Source organism: Phenylobacterium sp., assembly GCF_036563385.1.
Classification (GTDB): domain Bacteria; phylum Pseudomonadota; class Alphaproteobacteria; order Caulobacterales; family Caulobacteraceae; genus Phenylobacterium.
This window is the reverse complement of record NZ_DATCML010000001.1, coordinates 144,289-165,559: the sequence shown is the minus strand read 5'-3', so window position 1 is coordinate 165,559 and position 21,271 is coordinate 144,289. Positions and strand designations below refer to the sequence as shown.

General features: G+C 72.1%; 21 protein-coding genes and 3 tRNA genes. 15 read left to right on the top strand and 9 right to left on the bottom strand.

The genetic code is table 11. From position 1 onward, the window contains the following. From VIL67_RS00725 to VIL67_RS00715, 3 genes are all read right to left on the bottom strand, one after another. Positions 1-141, bottom strand: a 141-nt coding sequence (locus tag VIL67_RS00725) for a GTP-binding protein (RefSeq protein ID WP_296514694.1), incomplete at its 3' end; no start/stop codon positions are given. A 40-nt stretch (positions 142-181) separates the two neighbouring features. Then, positions 182-255: transfer RNA gene (locus VIL67_RS00720), tRNA-Gly, on the bottom strand. A gap of 48 nt (positions 256-303) precedes the next feature. Next, positions 304-390 (bottom strand) — tRNA-Tyr (locus tag VIL67_RS00715). A 133-nt stretch (positions 391-523) separates the two neighbouring features. On the opposite strand from VIL67_RS00715, the gene rlmB reads away from it, so the two are divergent. Next, on the top strand, positions 524-1,321 hold the full coding sequence (rlmB, locus tag VIL67_RS00710; RefSeq protein WP_332046922.1) for a 23S rRNA (guanosine(2251)-2'-O)-methyltransferase RlmB: 798 nt from the start codon (positions 524-526) through the stop codon (positions 1,319-1,321). A 39-nt stretch (positions 1,322-1,360) separates the two neighbouring features. Next, positions 1,361-2,095 (top strand): TerC family protein, encoded by a 735-nt coding sequence (locus VIL67_RS00705; protein ID WP_332046921.1) that lies wholly within the window; start codon positions 1,361-1,363, stop codon positions 2,093-2,095. A gap of 285 nt (positions 2,096-2,380) precedes the next feature. Here VIL67_RS00705 and metG read toward each other — a convergent pair whose 3' ends face one another. Then, a complete protein-coding gene (metG, locus tag VIL67_RS00700) occupies positions 2,381-4,189 on the bottom strand; it encodes a methionine--tRNA ligase (RefSeq protein WP_332046920.1) in 1,809 nt (602 codons plus the stop codon). Positions 4,190-4,355: 166 nt separating this feature from the next. Here metG and VIL67_RS00695 point away from each other — a divergent pair, with 166 nt between their 5' ends. Then, the gene (locus tag VIL67_RS00695; RefSeq protein WP_332046919.1) at positions 4,356-4,742 is read left to right on the top strand and encodes a DUF1801 domain-containing protein; all 387 of its coding nucleotides are present in this window, start codon (positions 4,356-4,358) and stop codon (positions 4,740-4,742) included. Positions 4,743-4,752: 10 nt separating this feature from the next. Here the strand turns inward: VIL67_RS00695 and VIL67_RS00690 are convergent, their stop codons facing one another. Beyond that, a complete protein-coding gene (locus tag VIL67_RS00690) occupies positions 4,753-5,106 on the bottom strand; it encodes a DMT family protein (protein ID WP_332046918.1) in 354 nt (117 codons plus the stop codon). A gap of 81 nt (positions 5,107-5,187) precedes the next feature. Here VIL67_RS00690 and VIL67_RS00685 point away from each other — a divergent pair, with 81 nt between their 5' ends. Genes VIL67_RS00685 through VIL67_RS00670 form a run of 4 tightly spaced genes read left to right on the top strand, consistent with a single transcriptional unit; the run spans position 5,188 to position 9,105 of the window. After that, the gene (locus VIL67_RS00685; RefSeq protein WP_332046917.1) at positions 5,188-6,300 is read left to right on the top strand and encodes a polyamine ABC transporter substrate-binding protein; all 1,113 of its coding nucleotides are present in this window, start codon (positions 5,188-5,190) and stop codon (positions 6,298-6,300) included. Beyond that, positions 6,273-7,448 carry an ABC transporter ATP-binding protein gene (locus tag VIL67_RS00680; protein WP_414696147.1) on the top strand — a complete coding sequence of 392 codons (1,176 nt, stop codon included), beginning with the start codon at positions 6,273-6,275 and terminating at the stop codon, positions 7,446-7,448. The genes VIL67_RS00685 and VIL67_RS00680 overlap by 28 nt, the downstream gene beginning before the upstream one ends. Further along, entirely contained in the window at positions 7,445-8,329 is an 885-nt protein-coding gene (locus tag VIL67_RS00675) for an ABC transporter permease (protein ID WP_332046916.1), read from the top strand. The genes VIL67_RS00680 and VIL67_RS00675 overlap by 4 nt, the downstream gene beginning before the upstream one ends. After that, positions 8,326-9,105, top strand: coding sequence for an ABC transporter permease (locus tag VIL67_RS00670; RefSeq protein ID WP_332046915.1), 780 nt, complete (start codon positions 8,326-8,328; stop codon positions 9,103-9,105). Before VIL67_RS00675 ends, VIL67_RS00670 begins: the two co-directional genes overlap by 4 nt. Here VIL67_RS00670 and VIL67_RS00665 read toward each other — a convergent pair. The 3 genes from VIL67_RS00665 to VIL67_RS00655 are packed head-to-tail and all read right to left on the bottom strand — an operon-like array spanning position 9,102 to position 12,637. After that, positions 9,102-10,508, bottom strand: a complete 1,407-nt coding sequence (locus tag VIL67_RS00665) for an amidase (protein ID WP_332046914.1) — start codon at positions 10,506-10,508, stop codon at positions 9,102-9,104. The two genes, VIL67_RS00670 and VIL67_RS00665, sit on opposite strands and share 4 nt — an antisense overlap. A 51-nt stretch (positions 10,509-10,559) precedes the next feature. Next, the gene (gene hutC, locus VIL67_RS00660; protein WP_332046913.1) at positions 10,560-11,273 is read right to left on the bottom strand and encodes a histidine utilization repressor; all 714 of its coding nucleotides are present in this window, start codon (positions 11,271-11,273) and stop codon (positions 10,560-10,562) included. After that, on the bottom strand, positions 11,270-12,637 hold the full coding sequence (locus tag VIL67_RS00655; RefSeq protein ID WP_332046912.1) for a formimidoylglutamate deiminase: 1,368 nt from the start codon (positions 12,635-12,637) through the stop codon (positions 11,270-11,272). Before VIL67_RS00655 ends, hutC begins: the two co-directional genes overlap by 4 nt. Positions 12,638-12,711: 74 nt before the next feature. Between VIL67_RS00655 and hutI the strand changes: the two genes are divergently transcribed. The 6 genes from hutI to VIL67_RS00625 all read left to right on the top strand — a co-directional run bounded on the left by hutI (position 12,712) and on the right by VIL67_RS00625 (position 18,721). Further along, the gene (hutI, locus tag VIL67_RS00650; RefSeq protein ID WP_332046911.1) at positions 12,712-13,920 is read left to right on the top strand and encodes an imidazolonepropionase; all 1,209 of its coding nucleotides are present in this window, start codon (positions 12,712-12,714) and stop codon (positions 13,918-13,920) included. Between the two features lie 8 nt (positions 13,921-13,928). Next, positions 13,929-15,458: a histidine ammonia-lyase gene (gene hutH, locus VIL67_RS00645; RefSeq protein WP_414696150.1), complete on the top strand. Its 1,530-nt coding sequence runs from the start codon at positions 13,929-13,931 to the stop codon at positions 15,456-15,458. Next, positions 15,455-16,288, top strand: a complete 834-nt coding sequence (gene hutG / locus VIL67_RS00640) for an N-formylglutamate deformylase (RefSeq protein WP_332046909.1) — start codon at positions 15,455-15,457, stop codon at positions 16,286-16,288. The genes hutH and hutG overlap by 4 nt, the downstream gene beginning before the upstream one ends. After that, positions 16,285-17,949: a urocanate hydratase gene (gene hutU, locus VIL67_RS00635; RefSeq protein WP_332046908.1), complete on the top strand. Its 1,665-nt coding sequence runs from the start codon at positions 16,285-16,287 to the stop codon at positions 17,947-17,949. The genes hutG and hutU overlap by 4 nt, the downstream gene beginning before the upstream one ends. A 1-nt stretch (position 17,950) precedes the next feature. Next, positions 17,951-18,583, top strand: a complete 633-nt coding sequence (locus tag VIL67_RS00630; protein WP_332046907.1) for a glutathione S-transferase family protein — start codon at positions 17,951-17,953, stop codon at positions 18,581-18,583. A gap of 62 nt (positions 18,584-18,645) precedes the next feature. Beyond that, a tRNA-Thr gene (locus VIL67_RS00625) sits at positions 18,646-18,721 on the top strand. A 333-nt stretch (positions 18,722-19,054) separates the two neighbouring features. Here the strand turns inward: VIL67_RS00625 and VIL67_RS00620 are convergent. Next, on the bottom strand, positions 19,055-20,092 hold the full coding sequence (locus tag VIL67_RS00620; RefSeq protein ID WP_332046906.1) for a hypothetical protein: 1,038 nt from the start codon (positions 20,090-20,092) through the stop codon (positions 19,055-19,057). Positions 20,093-20,156: 64 nt separating this feature from the next. On the opposite strand from VIL67_RS00620, the gene VIL67_RS00615 reads away from it, so the two are divergent. Further along, the gene (locus VIL67_RS00615; RefSeq protein WP_332046905.1) at positions 20,157-20,609 is read left to right on the top strand and encodes a YaiI/YqxD family protein; all 453 of its coding nucleotides are present in this window, start codon (positions 20,157-20,159) and stop codon (positions 20,607-20,609) included. 75 nt (positions 20,610-20,684) lie between these two features. Then, positions 20,685-21,206 carry a c-type cytochrome gene (locus VIL67_RS00610; RefSeq protein ID WP_332046904.1) on the top strand — a complete coding sequence of 174 codons (522 nt, stop codon included), beginning with the start codon at positions 20,685-20,687 and terminating at the stop codon, positions 21,204-21,206. The last annotated feature ends 65 nt before the right edge of the window (positions 21,207-21,271 follow it).

Genomic DNA, 21,271 nt, shown 5'->3' with positions numbered 1-21,271 from the left:
GTACTTCTTCGCCGTCGCGCCGCCCGACTTCGCCAGCGTCATCGTGATCGCCGCCGTCAGCGTCGTCTTGCCGTGGTCGACGTGGCCGATCGTGCCGATGTTGCAGTGCGGCTTATTACGTTCGAATTTCTCTTTGGCCATCAGGATCCTGCCGGGCGTTGTTCAACTGGAATGGAAACTTTGGAGCGGGTAGCGGGAATCGAACCCGCATCCTCAGCTTGGAAGGCTGCTGCACTACCATTGTGCTATACCCGCCAAGGACTGAGCGGGGTCGCCCAAACTCTCCTCGTCTGGTCCGGCGCGTGGTGGGGGAAGTAGGACTCGAACCTACGAAGCCATTACAGCAGCGGATTTACAGTCCGCCCCCTTTGCCACTCGGGACATTCCCCCAGCGCGCTCGGAGCCACTTCGGTCGCCTCAACAAAAGCCTTCCGCGAGAGCCTGCGAGGCGCTTAAGAGCGCGGACGCACGGTGCTCGACGGCGGCTTTCCGCCGGGGGTCCCGATTTGGAGGGCGTCTTATAGTGGCCTCGCATCCCGAACGCAACGACGCCCGCAAAGGGAAAAAACGGCCGCCCCAGCAGCGCTTCCATCGGCGTTCCGAAGCGGCCTCCGACGACTGGATCTGGGGCTGGCACGCGGTGGAGGCGGCGCTGGCCAACCCGGCCCGCGGCGAGCCGCTCAGGCTGCTCGCCACCACCGAGCGCGCGCGCCAGATCGAGCAGCGATTCGGCCGCCTCGCGGCGCTCGAGACCGCCGACAACCAGCTGATCGCCCAGAACCTGCCGCAAGGCGCCGTGCACCAGGGCGTGGCGCTGCGCAGCCCGCCGCCGGAGCCCGCGGACCTGGCGGACTTCCAGGCCACGCCCGGCGCCGTGCTCCTCATGCTGGACCAGGTGACCGACCCGCAGAACGTCGGGGCGATCCTGCGCTCGGCCGCAGCCTTCGGCGCGGTCGGCGTCATCCTGCAGGACCGCCACGCGCCCCGTTTCACGGGGGCGCTTGCCAAGGCGGCCGCCGGCGCGGTCGAGCGCGTGCCTGTCGCCCGCGTCGTCAACCTTTCGCGGGCCCTGGAGGAACTGTCCGATCTCGGATGGCGCGCGGTCGGCCTCACGGGCCACACCGACACCGACCTGCACGACGCGCTCGATGGGACGCCCACTGTCCTGGTGCTTGGATCCGAGGGCGAGGGCCTGCGCCGGCTGGTGTCGGAGCATTGCGAGGTGCTCGCGCGAATTCCCATGCCCGGCGGGTTCGAGAGCCTGAACGTGTCGGCCGCAGCGGCCGTGGCGCTCTACGAGGCGTCAAGACCCCGCACCTGAACGGTTGCAGCGCGGCGCGCGCTGACGCATTGAGGCCGAATGTTCGAAGAGCTGTTCAGCCCCGGCGCCCTGTCCGCCCTCCTCCAGGTCTTGATGATCGACCTCGTGCTCGCAGGCGACAACGCCGTCGCCGTGGGGCTGGCCGCCGGCGGCCTGCCGCAGGAGCAGCGCAAGAAGGCCATTCTCTACGGCCTGATCGCGGCGGTGGTGATGCGGATCGGCTTTGCGCTGATCACCACCCAATTGCTCGGCATCGTTGGGCTGCTGTTCGCCGGCGGCCTGCTGCTGCTCTGGGTCTGCTGGAAAATGTGGCGCGAGCTGCACCACCAGGCCGAGCCCGAAGAGGCCGCCGCCGAGGCGGTGCTGGATGCGGACCCGACCACCGAGCCCCAGGCGGCCGTGGCCAAGCGTGCGCCGAAGACGTTCAAGGACGCCTTCCTGCAGATCCTGATCGCCGACGTCTCCATGTCGCTGGACAACGTGCTGGCTGTGGCCGGCGCGGCGCGCGAGCACCCGGGCATCCTGGTGTTCGGCCTGCTGCTGTCGATTGCGCTGATGGGCGTCGCGGCGACCTGGATCGCCAAGCTGCTGCACAAGTACCGCTGGATCGGCTACGTCGGCCTGCTGATCGTGCTCTATGTGGCCCTGCACATGATGTGGGAGGGCCACCGCACCGTGGTCGTCGACCTCGGCAGGACCCCGGCCTACAACGCCGCCGTCCCCGACTTCATGGACATCGGCCCCGCCGAGGAAGCCAGGCACCGCGCGCACTGATCCCTTCCACTCATCCCGGCGAAAGCCGGGACCCAAGCTGCCAAGGGAAACCGCAGACCCACACAGACGGGCGGCGCGAGCGGCCATGGGGTCGCCACTCCGCTCCCGGCGTCGCCATTCGCCGGGCGCGGCCAGCCCTCGAAGCCCGACGGGCCGGAGCCCCCATCATCTGTGTGGGTCTGTGTGCGTCCCTGGTTCTGCGCGAAGCGCGCCGGCCTCAGCTTGGGTCCCGGCTTTCGCCGGGAGGAGCGGTGTGATGGAACCGGGTTTCCGGGCGGACGGGCCCTAGGCCGCCTCCGGCCCGCCGAAGCGCTCGCGCCATTCGGCGACCTGGGCGTCCTCGATCTTTCGGAACAGCACCTCAGGGGCCGTGATCTTCCGGCCGGGCTCCAGGGCGCGCAACAGCCCGTCCCCGTCCAAGCTCGGCCAGCGGCCGGGGAAGCTCTCGCCCACCCCAAGGGCGATCTTCTCCGCGGCGAAGGGGATGAACGGCTCCGACACCTTGGCGAACAGCGCCACCAGGTTCAGCCCGTAGCGCACCGCCACGGCGGCCCGGTCGCGGTCGGTCTTGATGGCCGTCCAGGGCGCGGCCTCTGTCAGGTACTGGTTGCCCAGCACCCACAGCTGGCGCAGCGCCGTGGCCGACTTGCGGAACTCGCGGTCCTCCATGAAGCCCGTCAGCTCGCGCAGCTTGCTGAGCACCTCGTCCTCGAGCCTCGCCTCCAGCGGTCCGGGCTCACCGCCCTCCGGGACCACGCCCTCGAAGCGGCTCTCGGTGAACTTGCAGATGCGGTTGACGAAGTTCCCCAGCACGTCGGCCAGGTCGGCGTTCACCTGGTCGCGGAACTGCTCCCAGGTGAAGGTCGAGTCCGAGGTTTCCGGGGTGTTGGCGGTCACCCACCAGCGCCAGTAGTCGGCGGGCAGCAGCTCCAAGGCGTGGTCCATGAACACGCCGCGCTTCTGCGACGTGGAGAACTTGCCGCCGTAGTAGTCCAGCCAGTTGAAGCCCTTCAGCTGGTCGACCAGCTTCCAGGGGGCGTTCTCGGCGGGCCGGAAGGTCCCGTCCGCCTCGAGCCGCTCGTTGACCCCGAACAGGGTGCAGGGGAAGCCCACGGTGTGGAAGGGCACGTTGTCCTTGCCCATGAACTCCACATAGGTGACGTCCTGCGCGGCCGGCAGCCGCCACCAGCGCTCCCACTCGGCGTCGTCCACTTCGCGGCCCTGTTCCTTGGCGCGGGACGCGGCCCACTCCCAGGTGGCCCCGATGTACTCGATCGGCGCGTCGAACCAGACGTAGAACACCTTGCCGGCGAGCCCCGCCGCGTCCGGCAGCTGGCCTTCGGGGTTGGGCCCCCAGTCCATGGCGTTCACCGGCACGCCCCACTCCAGGTCGCGGGTGATGCCGCGGTCCTGCAGGCCCTCGTCCAGCCACTTCAGCGCGATGGAGGTCACCAGCAGCGGCCAGCTCGAGCGCTTGCCCTCGATCCAGGCGCGCAGCTTGGGCGCGAACAGGCTCTGGCGCAGGAACAGGTGCTTGGAGCCGCGGATCTCGATGTCCTCCGAGCCCGACACGGCCGAGCGCGGCTTCAGGAGGTCGGCAGGGTCCAGCACGCGGGTGCAGTTCTCGCACTGGTCGCCGCGCGCCGCCTGGTAACCGCAGTGCGGGCAAGTGCCGATCACATAGCGGTCGGGCAGGAAGCGCTTGTCGGCGTTGGAATAGACCTGCTGGGTGACCCGCTCCTCGATGAAGCCCGCCTCCCAGAGGGTCTGGGCGAAGCGCTGGGTCAGCCGGTGGTTCTGCGGAGACGAAGAGCGGCCGAAGTGGTCCCAGGACAGGCCGAACCGGCGGCCAAGGTCGTGCTGGATGCGGTGCTGCTCGGCGCAGAAGGTGGCCGGATCCTGGCCGAGCTCGGCGGCGGCCAGCTCGGTGGGCGTGCCGTGCTCGTCGGTGGCGCAGATGTAGAGCGTCTCGCGGCCCCGGGCGCGCTGGAAGCGGGCGTAGACGTCGGCCGGCAGCATCGAGCCCGCCAGCGTCCCCAGGTGCTTGATCCCGTTGATGTAGGGCAGCGCGGACGTGATCAGGATGCGGGACATGGCTCTTCGCAGGATCTAGGCCGCAGGCGCGCGGCTTACAGGCCGCGCCAGATGGCCTGCCCGCGCCGGCTTGGCAAGGCGCGCGTGCGGCCGGCGCCGGCCGGGCTGACGCACCGCAGTCCAGCGGCTAAGCTCACCGGCCTATGGCGCAACCCGGAGTGGCCAGATGCCGATGAGCGGCCTGCGCGAAGGCGAGACCCCGTCGCAGCGGATCGACGAGAAGATTCAGGAGCTCGGCGACTGGCGCGGCGAGACCCTCAGGCGGCTCCGCGACCTGATCCGCGCCGCCGGGCCGCCCATCGTCGAGGAGTGGAAGTGGGGCGGCCCGGTCTGGGCCTGCGAGGGGATCATCTGCACGGGCGAGACCTACAAGGCCGCCGTCAAGCTGACCTTCGCCAAGGGCGCCGCCCTGCCCGACCCGACGGGCCTGTTCAATGCCAGCCTGCAGGGCAACACCCGCCGGGCCATCGACGTGCGTGAGGGCGAAACCCTGGATGCGGCCGCCTTCCAGGCGCTGATCCGCGCGGCCGCCGCGCACAACGCCGGCGGCTGACGGGCACGCGTCAGAACGGCCCCTTGAACACGAACCAGGCGCCCAGCGCGATGAAGGCGAAGCCCACGCCGTGGTTCAGCGTCAGGCGCTCCCCCAGGAAGGTGACCGAGAAGACGGCGAACACCGCAAGCGTGATCACCTCCTGCATCGCCTTCAGCTCGGCCGGCTCGTAGGCCAGCCGCCCGATGCGGTTGGCCGGGACCGCCAGCCAGTACTCGAAGAAGGCGATGCCCCAGCTCGCCAGGACGATGACCCACAGGGGTCCCTTGTCGACCTTCAGGTGCCCGTACCAGGCGAACGTCATGAACACGTTCGACGCCACCAGAAGCAGCACGGGCGCGACCAGGGTCACAGCAGGGCTCATGGCGGGGCTCTCCGGCGCATTGCGGGATTGAGGGCCAAGCAGAGCGCCCTATAACCTTCCGCCGGGCTAGGGGGACCTCGGATGCGTGGATGGATGAGGGCGCTGGGCGCCGCGGCCGCGGCGCTGGCGCTGGCCGCCTGTGGCCAGGGCGGCGGTGACAAGGCGGGCGCCCAGGGCGCGGGCGAGCTGCGGATCTACAACTGGTCCGACTACATCGACCCCGAGCTGCTGGCCGAGTTCACCCGCGAGACCGGGATCAAGGTCCGCTACGACACCTTCGATTCCAACGAGGTGCTCGAGACCAAGGTGCTGCAGGGGAACACCGGCTACGACCTGGTGGTCCCCTCGAACCACAACGTCCCGCGCTACGTGCAGGCCGGCGCCGTCCAGAAGCTGGACAAGTCCCGCCTCCCCGGCCTCGCCAACCTCTCGCCCGAGACGCTGCGCCACATGCAGCCCTTCGATCCGGGCCAGGCCCACACCGTCCCCTACATGCAGGGCACCATCGGCCTCGGATACAACGCCGACGCGGTGGCGCGGCGCGGCGTCGCCATGGACAGCTGGGCCGCCGTCCTCGACCCGGCCAACCTCGCCAAGCTGAAGGACTGCGGCGTCTACTTCCTCGACGCTTCGGAGGACATGTACGCCGTCGCCCTCCACTACCTGGGCAAGGACCCCAACTCCACGAACCCGGCCGACTACGCCGCCGCCACCGACCTGCTGCTCAAGGTGCGGCCCTATGTGCGCAAGTTCCACTCCTCGGAGTACATCGACGCCCTCGCCAACGGCGATATCTGCGTGGCCATCGGCTACTCCGGCGACGTGCTCCAGGCGGCCGACCGCGCCGAGGAGGCCAAGAACGGCGTCAAGGTGGCCTACGCCATCCCCAAGGAAGGGACGCAGGTCTGGTTCGACGTCTTCGCCATCCCCGCGGACGCGCCGAACCCCGCCGCCGCCTACCGCTTCCTGGACTTCATGCTGCGGCCCGACATCATCGCCAGGGCGTCCAACTACACCCACTACGCCAACGCCAACGCCAAGGCGACGCCGCTGCTCGACGCCGAGGTGCGCGATGATCCGGGCGTCTACCCGCCGCCGGCCATCGCCCAGCGGCTGTTCGTCACCACCACCAAGGACCAGGCCCTGCTGCGCGAGGTGAACCGCCAGTGGACCCGGGTGCTGACCGGGCGGTGAGCGGCCGGCCGGTCATCGGCGCCGTCCGCTCGACCTTCGCGCCCTGGGACGATCCCGGGGCGCGGCCGCTGGTGCGCTTCGAGGGCGTCGCCCGGCGGTTCGGCCAGGTGGCGGCCGTCGACGGCGTCAGCCTGGAGATCTACGAGCGGGAGTTCTTCGCCCTGCTCGGCCCCTCCGGCTGCGGCAAGACCACCCTGATGCGCCTGCTGGCGGGCTTCGAGCAGCCGGACGAAGGCCGGATCCTGCTGGAGGCGCGCGACATCGCCGGCCTGCCGCCGCACGCGCGGCCGACCAGCATGATGTTCCAGTCCTACGCCCTCTTCCCGCACCTGACGGCGGCCCAGAACATCGCCTTCGGCTTGAAGCAGCAGCGCCTGCCCCGCCGTGAGATCGCCGCCCGCGTCGACGAGATGCTGGCGCTCGTGAAGCTGGAGGGCCTGGGCGGCCGCAAGCCGGACCAGCTGTCGGGGGGCCAGCGGCAGCGGGTGGCGCTCGCCCGGGCCATCGCCCCCCGTCCCCGCATCCTCCTGCTCGATGAACCCCTGGCCGCGCTCGACAAGAAGCTGCGCGACGAAACCCAGTTCGAGCTGATGCGGCTGCAGCACGACCTGGCCATGACCTTCATGATCGTCACCCACGACCAGGAGGAGGCGATGGTCGTCGCCGACCGGATCGCCGTGATGCGCGAGGGGCGGATCGTCCAGGTCGGCCGCCCCGCCGAGATCTATGAAGCGCCCGCCAGCCGCTATGTGGCCGGCTTCATCGGCGAGGTGAACCTGTTCGAGGGGCGACTGGAGGCGCAGGCCGACGGGGCCGCGTACGTCGCCTGCCCGGACGCGCCGGGGGGGCTTGCCGCGGCGACCGACCAGGGCCTGGCGCACGGCTTGGCGGTCTGCCTCGCGGTGCGGCCGGAGAAGATGGTCCTGCACGCCGAACCGCCCGCCCCCGGCCGGAACCGCCTGGCCGGCAAGGTGGTCGACATCGGCTACCTGGGCGACTGGACCACCTACGTGGTGGAGGTCGCCCCCGGCCGTACGGTCCGCGCGGCGCGGGCCAACGCCACCCGCATGGCCGAACGGCCGCTGGGCTGGGGCGACGAGGTCTGGCTGACCTTCGCCCCCGACGCCGCCGTGGTGCTGACCGCGTGAGGCGCCCCCGCGCCGGGCTGGCCGCCCTCGTGCCCTACCTCTGGCTGGGGGTGTTCTTCGCCTTTCCGTTCCTGCTGGTGGCGAAGCTATCGCTGTCCGACACGGCGCTCGCCATCCCGCCCTATGCGCCGCGCCTCCGCTGGACGGACGGCGTGGACGGCCTGCGCGCCTTCGCAGCGGCCCTCGACCCCGAGACCTACGCCCGGCTCTGGCGCGACCGGCTCTACCTCGACGCCTACGCCTCCAGCCTGCGGCTGGCGGCCGTCGCCACGGCGCTCCTGCTGCTGGTGGGCTATCCCATGGCCTACGGCATGAGCCGCTTTCCCCCGAGGGCCCGGTCGATCCTGGTGATGGCGGTGATCCTGCCGTTCTGGACCAGCTTCCTGATCCGCATCTACGCCTGGATCGCCATCCTCAAGCCGGCGGGCCTGCTGAACGCCGCCCTGGGCGCCCTGGGGCTGCCCGCCCTCAACCTCCTGAACACCGAGGCGGCGGTGATCGTCGGCCTCGTCTACGCCTACCTGCCCTTCATGGTGCTGCCGCTCTACGCGGTGCTCGAGAAGCAGGACGACAGCCTCGTAGAGGCGGCGCAGGACCTCGGCGCCAGCCGGGCCGGCGCCTTCTGGCGGGTGACCTTCCCGCTGTCGCTGCCCGGCGTCGCCGCCGGCGCCCTGCTCTGCTTCATCCCCATGGTCGGCGAGTTCGTGATCCCCGACCTGCTGGGCGGCTCCGGGACCCTGATGCTCGGCCGCACCATCTGGACGGAGTTCTTCGCCAACCGCGACTGGCCCGCCGCCTCGGCCGTGGCCATCGTGCTGCTGGCCACCCTGGTGATCCCGATCCTCGTCTTCCAGCGCCAGCAGGCGAAGGTGGTCCGGTGAGGCGGCCCAGCGCCTTCAACGTGGCCGCCGTGGGCCTGGGCCTGGCCTTCCTCTACGCGCCGATCGCCCTGCTGGTGCTCTACTCGTTCAACGCCAGTCGGCTGGTGACCGTCTGGGGCGGCTTCTCCACCCGCTGGTACGCCAGCCTGTTCCGCAACGCGCAGATGCTGGACGCCGTCTGGGTGACGCTCAGGGTGGGGCTGATCTCGGCCACCCTGGCCACCGCGCTCGGGACCCTGGCCGCCGTGGCCCTGGTGCGCGGCGGGCGCTTCCGCGGCCGGCTGCCGTTCGCCGGCATGATCTACGCCCCGCTCGTCCTGCCCGAGGTGATCCTGGGCCTGTCGCTGCTGCTGCTGTTCGTGGGCCTGGGCCTGCCGCGCGGCTTCTGGACGGTGACCCTCAGCCACGCCACCGTCACCCTCTGCTACGCCACGGTGGTGATCCAGGCCCGGCTGCAGGGCTTCGACCGCAGCCTCGAGGAGGCCGCCCAGGACCTGGGCTGCGGACCCGTCGAGGCCTTCCTGAAGGTCACCTTGCCGAACATCGCCCCGGCGGTGGCGGCCGCGTGGATGCTCGCCTTCACGCTCTCCCTCGACGACCTGGTGATCGCCAGCTTCACGTCGGGGCCTGGCGCCACCACCCTGCCCATGCGGCTCTACAGCCAGGTGCGGCTGGGGGTGAACCCCGAGATCAACGCCGTCTCCACCCTGCTGATCGGCGCGGTCGCCACCGGCGTGCTGGCCGTCTGGCTGGTCCAGCGCCGGCGGCCCGCCTAGAGCTCAGGAACCCGGTCGAACCAGGGCCGCGCCTGCTCCAGTTGGCCGGCCAGCCGGAACAGCGTCGCCTCCTCGCCCATCCGGCCCACGAACTGCAGGCCGATCGGCAGGCCCGAGGCGCTCCAGGCCAGGGGCGCGGTCATCGCCGGCTGGCCCGTGTTGTTGAAGGCCTGGGTGTTGGGCATGAAGGCGAAGAGCCGCTCGGCGATCTGGTCCGTGTTCTCGAGGATGTGGCCGACCGGGACCGGCGGGCTGCCCAGGGTCGAGAGCAGCAGCACGTCGTAGCGCTCCCACAACGCCGAGCACGCCCGCCCGAAGGCGTGCAGGGTCTGCAGCGCCTGGACATAGGCCGACGCCGTCACCCCCTGGCCACGTCGGTAGGTATGGAAGGTGAGCGGCTCCACCTCCCCCTCCGCGACCGGGCGGTCCCGGCGGGCCGCCTCGGCGTCGAGGGTGGCGGCGACGCTGGCGGCGATCACCAGGCCGGCGGCCGCCTGCATGGCGGCGAAGTCGCCCGGGACCTCGACCTCCTCCACCTGGTGGCCCAGGCTCTCCAGAAGCCGGGCGGCGTCGACCACCGCGGCGGCGCACTCCGGATCGAGCGCCCGCGACTGCAGGGCCGCCGTGGTGAAGCCGATGCGCAGCGACCCCGGCTCCCGCCTCGCCTCTTCCGCGAACGGCCGCTCCGGCGGCGGCAGGAAGTACGGGTCGCCCGTCTGGGGCGCACAGGCGATGTCCAGCAGCACGGCGCTGTCGCGCACCGAGCGGGTCACGGCGTGCTGCACCGAGGCCCCCGCCCATCCTTCGCCGGCGGGCGCGAAGGACACCCGGCCGCGCGACGGCTTCAGGCCGAACAGGCCGCAGCAGGCGGCCGGGGTGCGGATCGAGCCGCCGCCGTCGCTGGCATGCGCCGCCGGCGCGATCCCGGCCGCCACCGCCGCGGCGGCGCCGCCCGACGAGCCGCCCGGCGTGCGCGACAGGTCCCAGGGATTGCGGCAGACTCCAAGGTAGTCGCCCTCGGTGAACGGCCACAGGCCGAACTCCGGCGTGTTGGTCTTGCCGAAGATGGACAGCCCCGCCTGCCGGTACAGCCGCACCAGGGCGCTGTCGGCGCTCGCCACGTCGTCGGCGAACAGGCGCGAGCCGCCGCTGGTGACCGTGCCCTCCAGGGCCGCGCCGAGATCCTTCAGGAGGAAGGGCACGCCGGCCAGCGGCCCGGACGTAGCCGGCGGCTCGGCCCTCGCCCGCGCGCTCAGGTCAAGCGTGACCGCGTTGATCCTGGGATTGACCTCAGCGCTGCGCGCCACCGCTGCGTCCAGCAGCTCCCCGGCGCTGACCTCGCGTCGGGCCACCAGCTCGGCGAGGCCCACCGCGTCGTGGCGGCGGTAGTCTGCGAAGTCCATCGGCTGTCCTCCCTCGGGCCGCCTCAGGCAAGCACGTCGGCCGACGGTGGGCTAGGGGCGTGTCGGCGCGAACCGCGCCACGAGGTCGTAGGCCTCGCCGGGGAAGGCCTGCCGCACGTCCGTCACCCGCTGCGCGCCGCGCCAGGTCCGGCGCTCCAGCACCAGGCAGGCGGCGCCGGGCGGCAGGCGCAGCAGTCCGGCCTCCGCGGGCGTGGCGTTCACCGCGGTGATCCGGTGCTCGGCCTCCGTCCAGGGCACATGGGCCAGCAGCCAGGCTCCCGGGGAGTTCGCCCCGAAGTCGGCCTCCGCCGCTTCCGGCGCAGCCGCGAGGCTGATCAGCCGCCGCTCCAGGGCGAATGGCTCGCCGCCTGCCAGGTGCAGCCCCTCCAGCGCCAGAAGCCGCCCGCCGCCGGCCAGCTCCGCCTCGGCCGCGTCGCCGCGTTTCGACCCCCGCAGCCCGCGATCGAGCAGGCGCCAGGCATAGTCGAGGCCGCGCGCGGTGACCTCGGCCTGGATGTCGGCGATCTCCAGCACCACCGAGCGCAGGTGCGGCCGGGCGACCACCGTCCCCGCACGGCGGCGGCGGACCACCAGGCCCGCCGCGGCGAGCGACGAAATCGCCTTGTTCACCGTCATCCGCGAGCAGCCGTAGGCCGCCATCAGCTCGTGCTCGGACGGCACCCGATCGCCCGGCCGCCAGGCGCCGGACAGGATCTGCGCTTCGATGTCGCCGCGGATCTGCTGGTGCAGCGTGGCCCCGCTCACGCCAGCAGGCCCTGCAGCACGGCGCGATAGCGCCGCACCACCGCCTCCCGGCCGTGGTGGCGCCCGCCCGAGACCAGGCGCCGGCCCGCCCGCCACACGTCGGTGACCAGCTCGCGCCCGCCGGCGAAGATCCAAGCGTCCACCGCCGAGGCCGCCCCGTGCCCGGCCAGGGTCGGATGGTCGGCGTCCAGCGCCACGATGTCGGCGGGTGCGCCAGCCTTCAGCCCCGCCTCGGCGACGCCCAGCGCCCGCGCCCCGCCCCGCACGGCGCCCGCCAGCAGGTCGCAGCCGGTGGAGCGGCCCGCCCCAGCGGCCAGCACGTTGCGCGCCCGCCGCGTCAGGCGCTGACCGTACTCCAGCGCCCGAAGTTCGCCCGCCGGATCGATCAGGATGTTGGAATCCGTCCCCAGGCCGAACGCGCCGCCCGCCTCCAGATAAGCCCGCGCCGGGAACACGCCGTCCCCAAGGTTCGCCTCGGTCACCGGGCACAGGCCCGCGACGGCGCCCGACCGCGCCAGGCGGCCGGTCTCCAGGTCCGTCAGGTGCGTGGCGTGCACCAGGCACCAGCGCTCGTCCAAAGCGGCGTTGTCGAGCAGCCACTCCACCGGTCGCGCGCCGGACCAGGCGACGCAGTCCTCCACCTCCTTCACCTGCTCGGCGGCGTGGATGTGCACCGGTCCGCCTGCGGCCAGCGCCGCCACCGCCGCGAGTTCGTCCGGCGCCACCGCCCGCAGGCTGTGCGGGGCGACGCCCACCACGGCGTCGGCGACGCCGGTCACCGCGCGGCGGCTGCCCTCCAGCAGCGCGCCATAGCTCTCCACCGAACTCAGGAACCGGCGCTGCCCGGCCGTGGCGGGCGCGCCGCCGAAACCGCCGTGGGCGTAGAACACCGGCAGCAGGGTCAGCCCGACGCCGACCGCCTCGGCCGCCGCCGCGATGCGCACGGCCATCTCGGCCGGATCGTCATAGGCCGCGCCTTTGGGGTCGTGGTGCAGGTAGTGGAACTCGCCCACGCGGGTGAAGCCGGACTCCAGCATCTCCACGAAGGCCAGCGCGGCGATCGCCTCCATGGCGTCCGGGTCGAGCCGCTCCAGGAAGCGGTACATCAGCTCGCGCCAGGTCCAGAAGCTGTCGTCCGCCGGACCCCGCACCTCGGTCAGGCCGGCCATGGCCCGCTGGAAGGCGTGGCTGTGCAGGTTGGCCAGACCCGGGACCGCGAACCCGCCCCGCCAGTCGCCCGGCTGCGGCTCCACGCCCGCGGAAACCGCCGCGATCCGCCCGCCCGCCAGCTCCAGCCGCACGCGCGCCGCCGGGCCGTCCGCCAGCAGCGCGCCCTGGAACCACAGGCCTGCGTCCGCACCCATCGCATCAACCTCCGCCGCGCCGCTGGACACTCGTTCGCCAGGCCGGTTATGTCTAGACATTATCAGGAGCCCGCATGCGCTGCGACCGGATCTGGCGGAAGGCGCGCCTCGCCACCCTGGCCCCCGACCGGCCGGGTCTGGGCGTGGTGGACGATGGCCTGATCGCGGCCCGCGACGGCCGGATCGTCTACGCCGGTCCGGCGGCCGAGGCCCCGTTCGCCCTGGACGCCGCCGAGATCATCGACCTGGACGGCCGCTGGATCACGCCGGGCCTGATCGACCCCCATACCCACCTGGTGTTCGCCGGCGACCGCGCCCATGAGTTCGAGCTGCGGCTGGCGGGCGCGTCCTACGAGGAGATCGCCCGCGCCGGCGGCGGCATCCTGTCCACCATGACGGCCACCCGCGCCGCCGACGAGGCCGAGTTGGTCGCCCAGTCCCTGCCGCGGCTCGACGCCCTGATCGCCGAGGGCGTCACGACGGTGGAGATCAAGTCGGGCTACGGCCTCTCGGCGACCGACGAGCTGAAGCTGTTGCGCGCGGCCCGTTCGCTCGCGGACGTCCGGCCCGTGAGCGTCACGACCACCCTGCTCGGCGCCCACGCCCTGCCTCCGGAGCAGCGGGAGAACCGCGCCGGGTATCTGCGGACCGTGACCGACGAGATGATCCCCGCCGCGGCGCACGGGCGCCTCGCGGACGCCGTCGACGCCTTCTGCGAGGGCATCGCCTTCACGCCGGACGAGGTGGCGCGCGTCTTCGAGGCCGCGGCCGCCCACGGCCTGCGGGTCAAGCTGCACGCCGACCAGCTGTCGGACCTCGGCGGCGCGGCCTTGGCCGCCCGGTTCGGCGCGCTCTCCGCCGATCACCTCGAGCACGCCGACGAGGCCGGCGTCCGGGCGATGGCCCAGGCCGGCGTCGCCGCCGTCCTGCTGCCGGGCGCCTTCTACTTCACACGTGAGACGCGCCGCCCGCCGGTGGACCTGCTGCGGGCGCACGGCGTGCGGATCGCCCTGGCCACCGACTGCAATCCCGGCACCTCGCCCCTCACCTCGCCGCTGCTGGCGATGAACATGGCCGCCACCCTGTTCCGGCTGACGGTCGAGGAGTGTCTTCGGGGAATGACCCTGAACGCCGCGCACGCCCTGGGACGAGCCGATGACGTGGGCTCCCTGGAGGCCGGCAAGCGCTGCGATCTGGCGATTTGGGACATCGAACAGCCGGCCGAGCTGGTCTACCGCATGGGCTTCAACCCGCTCCATGCACGTGTGTGGAGGGGCGAGTGACGATCACGATGCAACCGGGTGAGACGCCGCTCGCCGACTGGCGCGCCATCTGGCGGGGCGCCACGCCCGTGTTGGCGGAAGGCGCCATGGCCGCTGTCCATCGCTCCGCCGAGGCGATCGGCCGGATCCTGGCTCGCGGTGAGCCCGTCTATGGGATCAACACCGGCTTCGGGAAACTGGCCAGCATCCGCATCGAGGCCGCCGACCTCGCCGCCCTGCAGCGCAACATCATCCTCTCCCATGCCGCGGGCGTGGGAGAGCCGACGCCCGTGCCGGTGGTCCGGCTGATGATGGCCCTCAAGCTCGCCAGCCTCGCCCAGGGCGCCTCGGGGGTGCAGCCCCAGACCGTCAGCCTGATCGAGGCGATGCTCGCCCAGGGGATCACCCCTGTCGTCCCGGCGCAGGGCTCCGTCGGGGCCTCCGGGGACCTCGCCCCCCTGGCCCACATGGCCTGCGCCATGATCGGCGTCGGGGACGTGTTCGTTGGCGGCCAGCGCCGGGCCGCAGCTGAGGCGCTCGCAGGCGCAGGCCTCACGCCCCTGACCCTCGGCCCCAAGGAGGGCCTGGCGCTGATCAACGGCACCCAGTTCTCCACGGCCTATGCGCTCGCCGGCCTCTTCGAGGCCGAGCGGCTGCTGCAGACCGCCCTCCTGACCGGGGCCTTGGCCACCGAGGCGGCCAAGGGCTCCGACACGCCCTTCGACGACCGGATTCACCGCCTGCGCCGCCAGCCGGGCCAGATCGAGGTCGCCCAGGCCCTGCGCGAACTCATGGCGGGGTCCGCCATCCGCGCCTCGCACCTGAAGGAGGACGAGCGGGTCCAGGACCCCTACTGCCTGCGCTGCCAGCCGCAGGTCATGGGCGCGGCCCTCGACGTGCTCCGCCAGGCCGCGGCCACCCTGGAGCGGGAGGCCAACGGCGTCTCCGACAACCCGCTGATCTTCGCCGGCGAGGACGTCGCCCTGTCCGGCGGCAACTTCCACGCCGAGCCGGTGGCCTTCGCCGCCGACATGATCGCGCTCGCGCTCTGCGAGATCGGGTCTTTGGCCGAGCGCCGCATCGCCATGCTGGTGGACCCGGCGCTGTCCGGCCTGCCGGCCTTCCTGACCCCGAAGCCCGGCCTCAACTCCGGTTTCATGATCCCGCAGGTCACCGCCGCCGCCCTGGTCAGCGAGAACAAGCAGAAGGCCTATCCGGCCAGCGTCGACTCCATCCCCACCTCCGCCAACCAGGAGGACCACGTCTCCATGGCCGCCCACGGGGCGCGCCGGCTCGCGCCCATGGCCGAGAACCTCGCGGGCGTGCTGGCCATCGAGCTGCTGGCGGCGGCCCAGGGCTGCGATTTCCACGCCCCGCTGAGCTCCAGCCCCGCGTTGGAGTCCGTCCGCGCCGCCGTGCGCGGCCGCGTGGCCCACCTGGACGACGACCGCCACATGGAGCCCGACCTGCAGGCGGCGCTTGCCCTGGTGCGCTCCGAGACCCTGCTGCACGCGGTGGGCGCCATCCCCCTGCCCGCTGTCGCGGGGGGCGCCGCATGACCGATCTCGCCTGGCTGGAGGTCACCCGGGGCGAGGCCCCGCTCGTCGTCGGCATGCCGCACACTGGGACCGAGATCCCGCCGGAGATCGAGGCGACCCTTGTCTCGACGTGGCTCGCCCGTCGCGACGCCGACTGGTGGATCGAGTCCCTCTACGACTTCGCGCTGGAGCTCGGCGCCACCGTCGTGCGCACCCGCATCTCGCGCACGGTGATCGACGCCAACCGCGATCCCTCCGGCGCCTCTCTCTACCCAGGCCAGGCGACCACCGAACTCTGCCCCACCACCACCTTCGACGGCGAGCCGCTCTACCGCGAGGGCTGCGGCCCGGACGACGCCGAGATCGCCCGCCGGCGCGAGACCTGGTTCGCGCCCTACCACGCCGCCCTGCAGGCGCAGGTCGACCGGCTGCGGTCCGTCCATCCGCACGTGGTGCTGTACGACGCCCACGCCATCCGCTCGGTGATCCCGCGGCTGTTCGACGGCGAGCTGCCCAACTTCAACATCGGCACGAACAATGGCGCGACCTGCGACCCTGCCCTGGAAGCCGCCGTCGCAGCGGCTTGCGACGTTCCCGGGCTGACCCGGGTGGTCAACGGCCGCTTCCGCGGCGGCTACACCACGCGCCATTACGGCCAGCCGGGAGCGGGCGTGCACGCCATCCAGATGGAGCTCGCCTGCCGCAGCTACATGGCCGAGCCGGCCCCGCCGACCCCCGACAATTGGCCGACCCCGCTCGACCCGCATCGGGCCGAACCCACCCGCGCCGCGCTGCGCCGCGCGCTGCAGGCCTGCATCGCCTTCGCCGAACGCCAGCGAGACCGCCCATGACCGTGATCCCCAACATCCGCACCGTGCGCGCGCCGCGCGGCGACCAGCTCAACGCCAGGAGCTGGCTCACCGAAGCGCCCCTTCGCATGCTGATGAACAACCTGGATCCCGAGGTGGCGGAGGACCCCGGCAACCTGGTGGTCTATGGCGGCATCGGTCGGGCGGCCCGCGACTGGGCCAGCTTCGACCGCATCGTGGAAGCCCTGAAGCGCCTGGAAGCCGACCAGACCCTGCTCGTCCAGTCGGGCAAGCCTGTGGGCGTGTTCCGCACCCACGCCGACGCCCCCCGGGTGCTGATCGCCAACTCCAACCTGGTGCCCCACTGGGCCACCTGGGACCATTTCCACGAGCTCGATCGCAAGGGGCTCATGATGTACGGCCAGATGACCGCCGGCAGCTGGATCTACATCGGCAGCCAGGGGATCGTTCAGGGCACCTACGAGACCTTCGTCGAGATGGGCCGCCAGCACTATGGCGGCGACCTTTCCGGCCGCTGGATCCTGACGGCGGGGTTGGGCGGCATGGGCGGCGCCCAGCCGCTGGCGGCCACCATGGCGGGTGCCTCGTGCCTGGCCGTGGAATGCCAGCCGTCGCGCATCGAGATGCGGCTGAAGACCCGCTACCTGGACGTCCAGGCCCGGGACCTGGACGAGGCGCTCGCCATGCTCGACCAGGCGAAGGCGGAGGGCCGCGCGATCTCGGTGGGCCTGCTGGGCAACGCCGCCGACGTCTATCCGGAGCTGGTCCGCCGCGGCGTCCGGCCCGACGCGGTGACCGACCAGACCTCGGCGCACGATCCGGTGAACGGCTACCTGCCCAAGGGCTGGACGCTCGACGAGTGGGTCGAGCGCCGCCTGGCGGATCCCAAAGGGGTGGAGGCCGCCGCCAAGGCGTCCATGGCCGAGCATGTGCGCGCCATGCTGGCCTTCCAGGCGATGGGCGCGCCCACCTTCGATTACGGCAACAACATCCGTCAGATGGCCAAGGAGGCCGGCGTCGGGAACGCCTTCGACTTCCCGGGCTTCGTGCCGGCTTACATCCGCCCGCTGTTCTGCCGCGGGATCGGCCCGTTCCGCTGGGCCGCGCTTTCCGGCGATCCCGAGGACATCCGCAGGACCGACGCCAAGGTGAAGGAACTGATCCCCGACAACGCCCACCTGCACAACTGGCTCGACATGGCCGGGGCGCGGATCCAGTTCCAGGGCCTGCCGGCGCGGATCTGCTGGGTGGGCCTGGGCGACCGCCACCGCCTGGGCCTGGCCTTCAACGAGATGGTCGCGAAGGGCGAACTCTCCGCGCCGGTCGTCATCGGCCGCGACCACCTGGATTCCGGCTCCGTCGCCTCGCCCAACCGGGAGACCGAGGCCATGCGCGACGGCTCCGACGCCGTATCCGACTGGCCGCTGCTGAACGCCCTGCTCAACTGCGCCTCCGGCGCCACCTGGGTCTCGCTGCACCATGGCGGCGGAGTCGGCATGGGCTTCTCCCAGCACGCCGGCATGGTGATCGTCTGCGACGGCACGCCCGAGGCCGCCGCCCGCCTCTCGCGTGTGCTGTGGAACGACCCGGCCAGCGGCGTCATGCGCCACGCCGACGCCGGCTACGAGGACGCCGTCGCCTGCGCCCGCGAGCACGGCCTCGACCTGCCGGGGCTCGTCTGAGATGTCCGGCCTGCGCATCCTCGGGCGCACCAGCTCGATCAACGTCCGCAAGGTCCTCTGGACCGCCGCCGAGCTGGGCCTCGCCTTCGAGCACGAGCCCGAGTGGGCCGGCGAGCGAAGCCCGCGCACGCCCGAGTTCCTGGCGCTGAACCCCAACGGCCAGGTGCCGGTCATCCTCGACGGCGACCGCGTGCTCTGGGAGAGCAACACCATCTGCCGCTATCTGGTCGGCAAGGCCGGCCGCACCGACCTGCTCCCGTCCGAGCCCTTCGCCCGCGCCGAGGTGGAGATGTGGATGGACTGGCAGGCGAGCGAGCTGAACCCCGCCTGGGGCGGCGCCTTCCTGGCGCTGGTGCGCAAGGTCCCGGCCGCCATGGCCGACCCGGCCGCCATCGCCCGCAGCGCCGAAGCCTGGAACCAGCGGATGCTGCTCCTGGAGGATCGTCTCGCCCGAACGGGCGCCTACGTCGCGGGCGAGGCGTTCACGCTGGCCGACATTCCGCTCGGCCTCTCCCTTCAGCGCTGGCTGCTCACGCCCATAGACCGGCCGCCGACACCGGCGCTGGCAGCCTGGCGCGCCCGCCTCCAGGGCCGCCCGGCAGCCCGCGCCGCCGTCGACCCGACCATCCCGTGATCGCCGTGCGACGCTTGCCCGCCCCGCGCCCTTGCCGGTAAGGGAAGCCGGCGCCCCGGCGCGCCGGATTAGCTCAGCTGGTAGAGCAGCGGTTTTGTAAACCGAAGGTCGCGGGTTCGAGCCCTGCATCCGGCACCACCCCTTCGGGGCCTGCGACAAGCGGCAGCATCTACCCATTTTGGGTGGGCCGCGATTGAACGCCGGCTCGGCCCTGGCTTAGGGGAGGCGGATGCCGGACTTCCCACGAGACCCGCTCATCAGCCGTCACCCTGCGCCGCTGAGCGCCAGCGAAGCGCGCCAGGAGGTGCGGCGAGCGGCCAAGCTGCGCCGCCGTGTTCCGCTGGGGCACCCTTACGGCCTGCTTCCGCTGTGGACGCCCTACGTGCTGGCGGTTCCAGCTTCCCGGATGCTGGCGCGCCTCATGGCCCCGCGGCGGCGCAGGGCGCCGATGACGCGCCGACGGCAGACGGGCTAGGGCGCAGGGGCGAGCCGCTTCAGCTCGGTCTCCAGGCGGCGGAAGACGGCGGTCCAGTCGCCGGGAACCCGCTGCCGGAACAGCCGCGCCGACGGATACCAGGGGCTGTCCTGGCGCTCCCGCAGCCAGCGCCAGTCGGTCTCGCGCGCCGGCAGCAGGATCCACACCGGCTTGCCCAGGCTTCCGGCCAGGTGGGCCACGGAGGTGTCCACGGTGATCACCAGGTCGAGCCCCGCCACGATGGCGGCGGTGTCGCCGAAATCCCGTGCGCCGGTGGCCTCCGGACGCAGGTCCTGGCCGAGCTTCAGCAGGCGGGCCGCCTCTCGCGGGCCCAGCGAGCGCTCGGCGTCGTTCTTGTGGTCGGGATTGCCGGCCGGGACCACGCCCACGCCGCCTCCGGTCCGCGGCGCCGGCGCGCTCAGGGCGGCGGGCGGCGGCAGGGTCGCCGGGGTGACGCCGAGCCGCAGCGGCAGCGAGAACATCAGCGTCCAGGCGTCGGCGGTCACGCCCGACTCGTCGTCCGTCAGCGCGACGCGCAGGTCCTGCATCACCGGCCAGAGCGGCCGCGGACAGGCGTAGACCACCTCCACCCCGCGCGCGGTCAGCTGCGGCAGGAACCGGGCCAGCATCAGGTTGTCGCCCAGCCCCTGCTCGCCCAGCACCAGCAGGCGCTTGCCGGCCAGTTCCTCTCCCCGCCACTCCGGAAAGCCCACGTCCGGCGCGGCGCGGGTCAGGCCCGGCACGCCGCGTCGGGCCTCGTAGAGCGGCCAGCCTTCCGCCCAGCGCCCCTCCGCCAGCAGCAGGGAGCCCAGGGCGTAGGCGGGCTGCGCCGCCTCCGGCGCGGCGGCCAGGGCGGCGCGGAACGCCTGTTCCGCCTCGGCCAGGCGCCCCATCCGCACATAGACCACACCCAGGTTGTGGTTGGCCTCGAACGGCATCGACAGGCGGATGGCGCGATAGCCCCGCTCGGCGCGGGCGAGGTCGCCCTTCACGTGGGCGGCGTAGGCCTGCTCGAACTCGCGCGCGCTGGACATGGGCGGATCGGTAACGGAGTCCCTGCGGCTTGCAACGGGGCGGCGCGCTGTCTACGGCCAGGGGATGCGCATCTTCATCGACGCCGACGCCTGTCCGGTGAAAGACGAGGTCTACAAGGTCGCGGCGCGTTACGGCCTGACCACCACCGTCGTCTCCAACAGCTTCATCCAGATCCCGGCCTCGCCGCGCATCGAGCGGATGATCGTCGACGCCGGCCCGGACGTGGCCGACGACTGGATCGCCGAGCGCACCCAGCCGGGGGACATCGTGGTCACCAACGACATCCCGCTGGCCGAGCGGGTGCTGAAGGCCGGCGGCTCCGCCATCGCGCCCAACGGCCGCGAGTTCACGCCCGACTCCATCGGCCAGGCCCTGGCGAGCCGGGCGATCGGCGAGCACCTGCGCAGCCTGGGCGAGATGACCGGCGGCCCCAAGCCCTTTGACCGCCAGGCCCGCTCGCGCTTCCTGCAGGCGCTGGACGAGGCGGTGAACCGGGAACGGCGCAAGCGGCGTTAGGAGCAGAGTTCCTGCGGCTTGCATCGGCTTGGCCGTGCGCTAGCTTGCCGCGCCTTTCGTCCTGAGGAGACCTCCATGCGCAAACCGGGTTCCGTGTTCGCCGTCGCCGCCGTGGCCGCCGCGCTGTCCGCCTGCGGCCAGTCGCAGAGCGGGCAGGACGCGTCGAACAGCCAGGCGGCCGCCTCCGCTGCGTCCGGAACCTCGGCCGCCACCCAGCCGGCCATGGGCGAGGCCGAGAAGAAGGCCCTGCTGGCCTCCTACGCGGCCCCCTACAACCAGGCGGACCTCGCCAACGGGGAAGCCAAGTTCGGGCTCTGCCGCTCGTGCCACACGATCACCCCGGGCGGCGCCAACATGACCGGCCCCAACCTGCACGGCGTCTTCGGCCAGAAGGCGGCGTCCAAGCCCAACTACAACTATTCCGACGCGATCAAGCAGGCGAACATCACCTGGGACGCCCAGCACCTCGACCAGTGGCTGGCGGACCCGAAGGGCTACCTGCCCGGCACCAAGATGACCTTCGCGGGCCTGAAGGACGCCAACGACCGCCGCGACCTGATCGGCTATCTCATGGTGGAGACCGGCTTCAAGCCCTGAGCCGGGTCACTCCCCCTCCAGGCGACTTCTCGCCCTAGACAACCTTGACGCGCACAACCGCCGGG

Coding starts and splice junctions, on each gene's coding strand:
- VIL67_RS00705 (WP_332046921.1), top strand. CDS start 1,361: ATGTTCGAAGAGCTGTTCAGCCCCGGCGCCCTGTCCGCCCTCCTCCAG.
- metG (WP_332046920.1), bottom strand. CDS start 4,189: ATGTCCCGCATCCTGATCACGTCCGCGCTGCCCTACATCAACGGGATC.
- VIL67_RS00695 (WP_332046919.1), top strand. CDS start 4,356: ATGCCGATGAGCGGCCTGCGCGAAGGCGAGACCCCGTCGCAGCGGATC.
- VIL67_RS00690 (WP_332046918.1), bottom strand. CDS start 5,106: ATGAGCCCTGCTGTGACCCTGGTCGCGCCCGTGCTGCTTCTGGTGGCG.
- VIL67_RS00685 (WP_332046917.1), top strand. CDS start 5,188: ATGCGTGGATGGATGAGGGCGCTGGGCGCCGCGGCCGCGGCGCTGGCG.
- VIL67_RS00665 (WP_332046914.1), bottom strand. CDS start 10,508: ATGGACTTCGCAGACTACCGCCGCCACGACGCGGTGGGCCTCGCCGAG.
- VIL67_RS00655 (WP_332046912.1), bottom strand. CDS start 12,637: ATGGGTGCGGACGCAGGCCTGTGGTTCCAGGGCGCGCTGCTGGCGGAC.
- hutI (WP_332046911.1), top strand. CDS start 12,712: ATGCGCTGCGACCGGATCTGGCGGAAGGCGCGCCTCGCCACCCTGGCC.
- hutH (WP_414696150.1), top strand. CDS start 13,929: ATGCAACCGGGTGAGACGCCGCTCGCCGACTGGCGCGCCATCTGGCGG.
- hutG (WP_332046909.1), top strand. CDS start 15,455: ATGACCGATCTCGCCTGGCTGGAGGTCACCCGGGGCGAGGCCCCGCTC.
- hutU (WP_332046908.1), top strand. CDS start 16,285: ATGACCGTGATCCCCAACATCCGCACCGTGCGCGCGCCGCGCGGCGAC.
- VIL67_RS00630 (WP_332046907.1), top strand. CDS start 17,951: ATGTCCGGCCTGCGCATCCTCGGGCGCACCAGCTCGATCAACGTCCGC.
- VIL67_RS00620 (WP_332046906.1), bottom strand. CDS start 20,092: ATGTCCAGCGCGCGCGAGTTCGAGCAGGCCTACGCCGCCCACGTGAAG.
- VIL67_RS00615 (WP_332046905.1), top strand. CDS start 20,157: ATGCGCATCTTCATCGACGCCGACGCCTGTCCGGTGAAAGACGAGGTC.
- VIL67_RS00610 (WP_332046904.1), top strand. CDS start 20,685: ATGCGCAAACCGGGTTCCGTGTTCGCCGTCGCCGCCGTGGCCGCCGCG.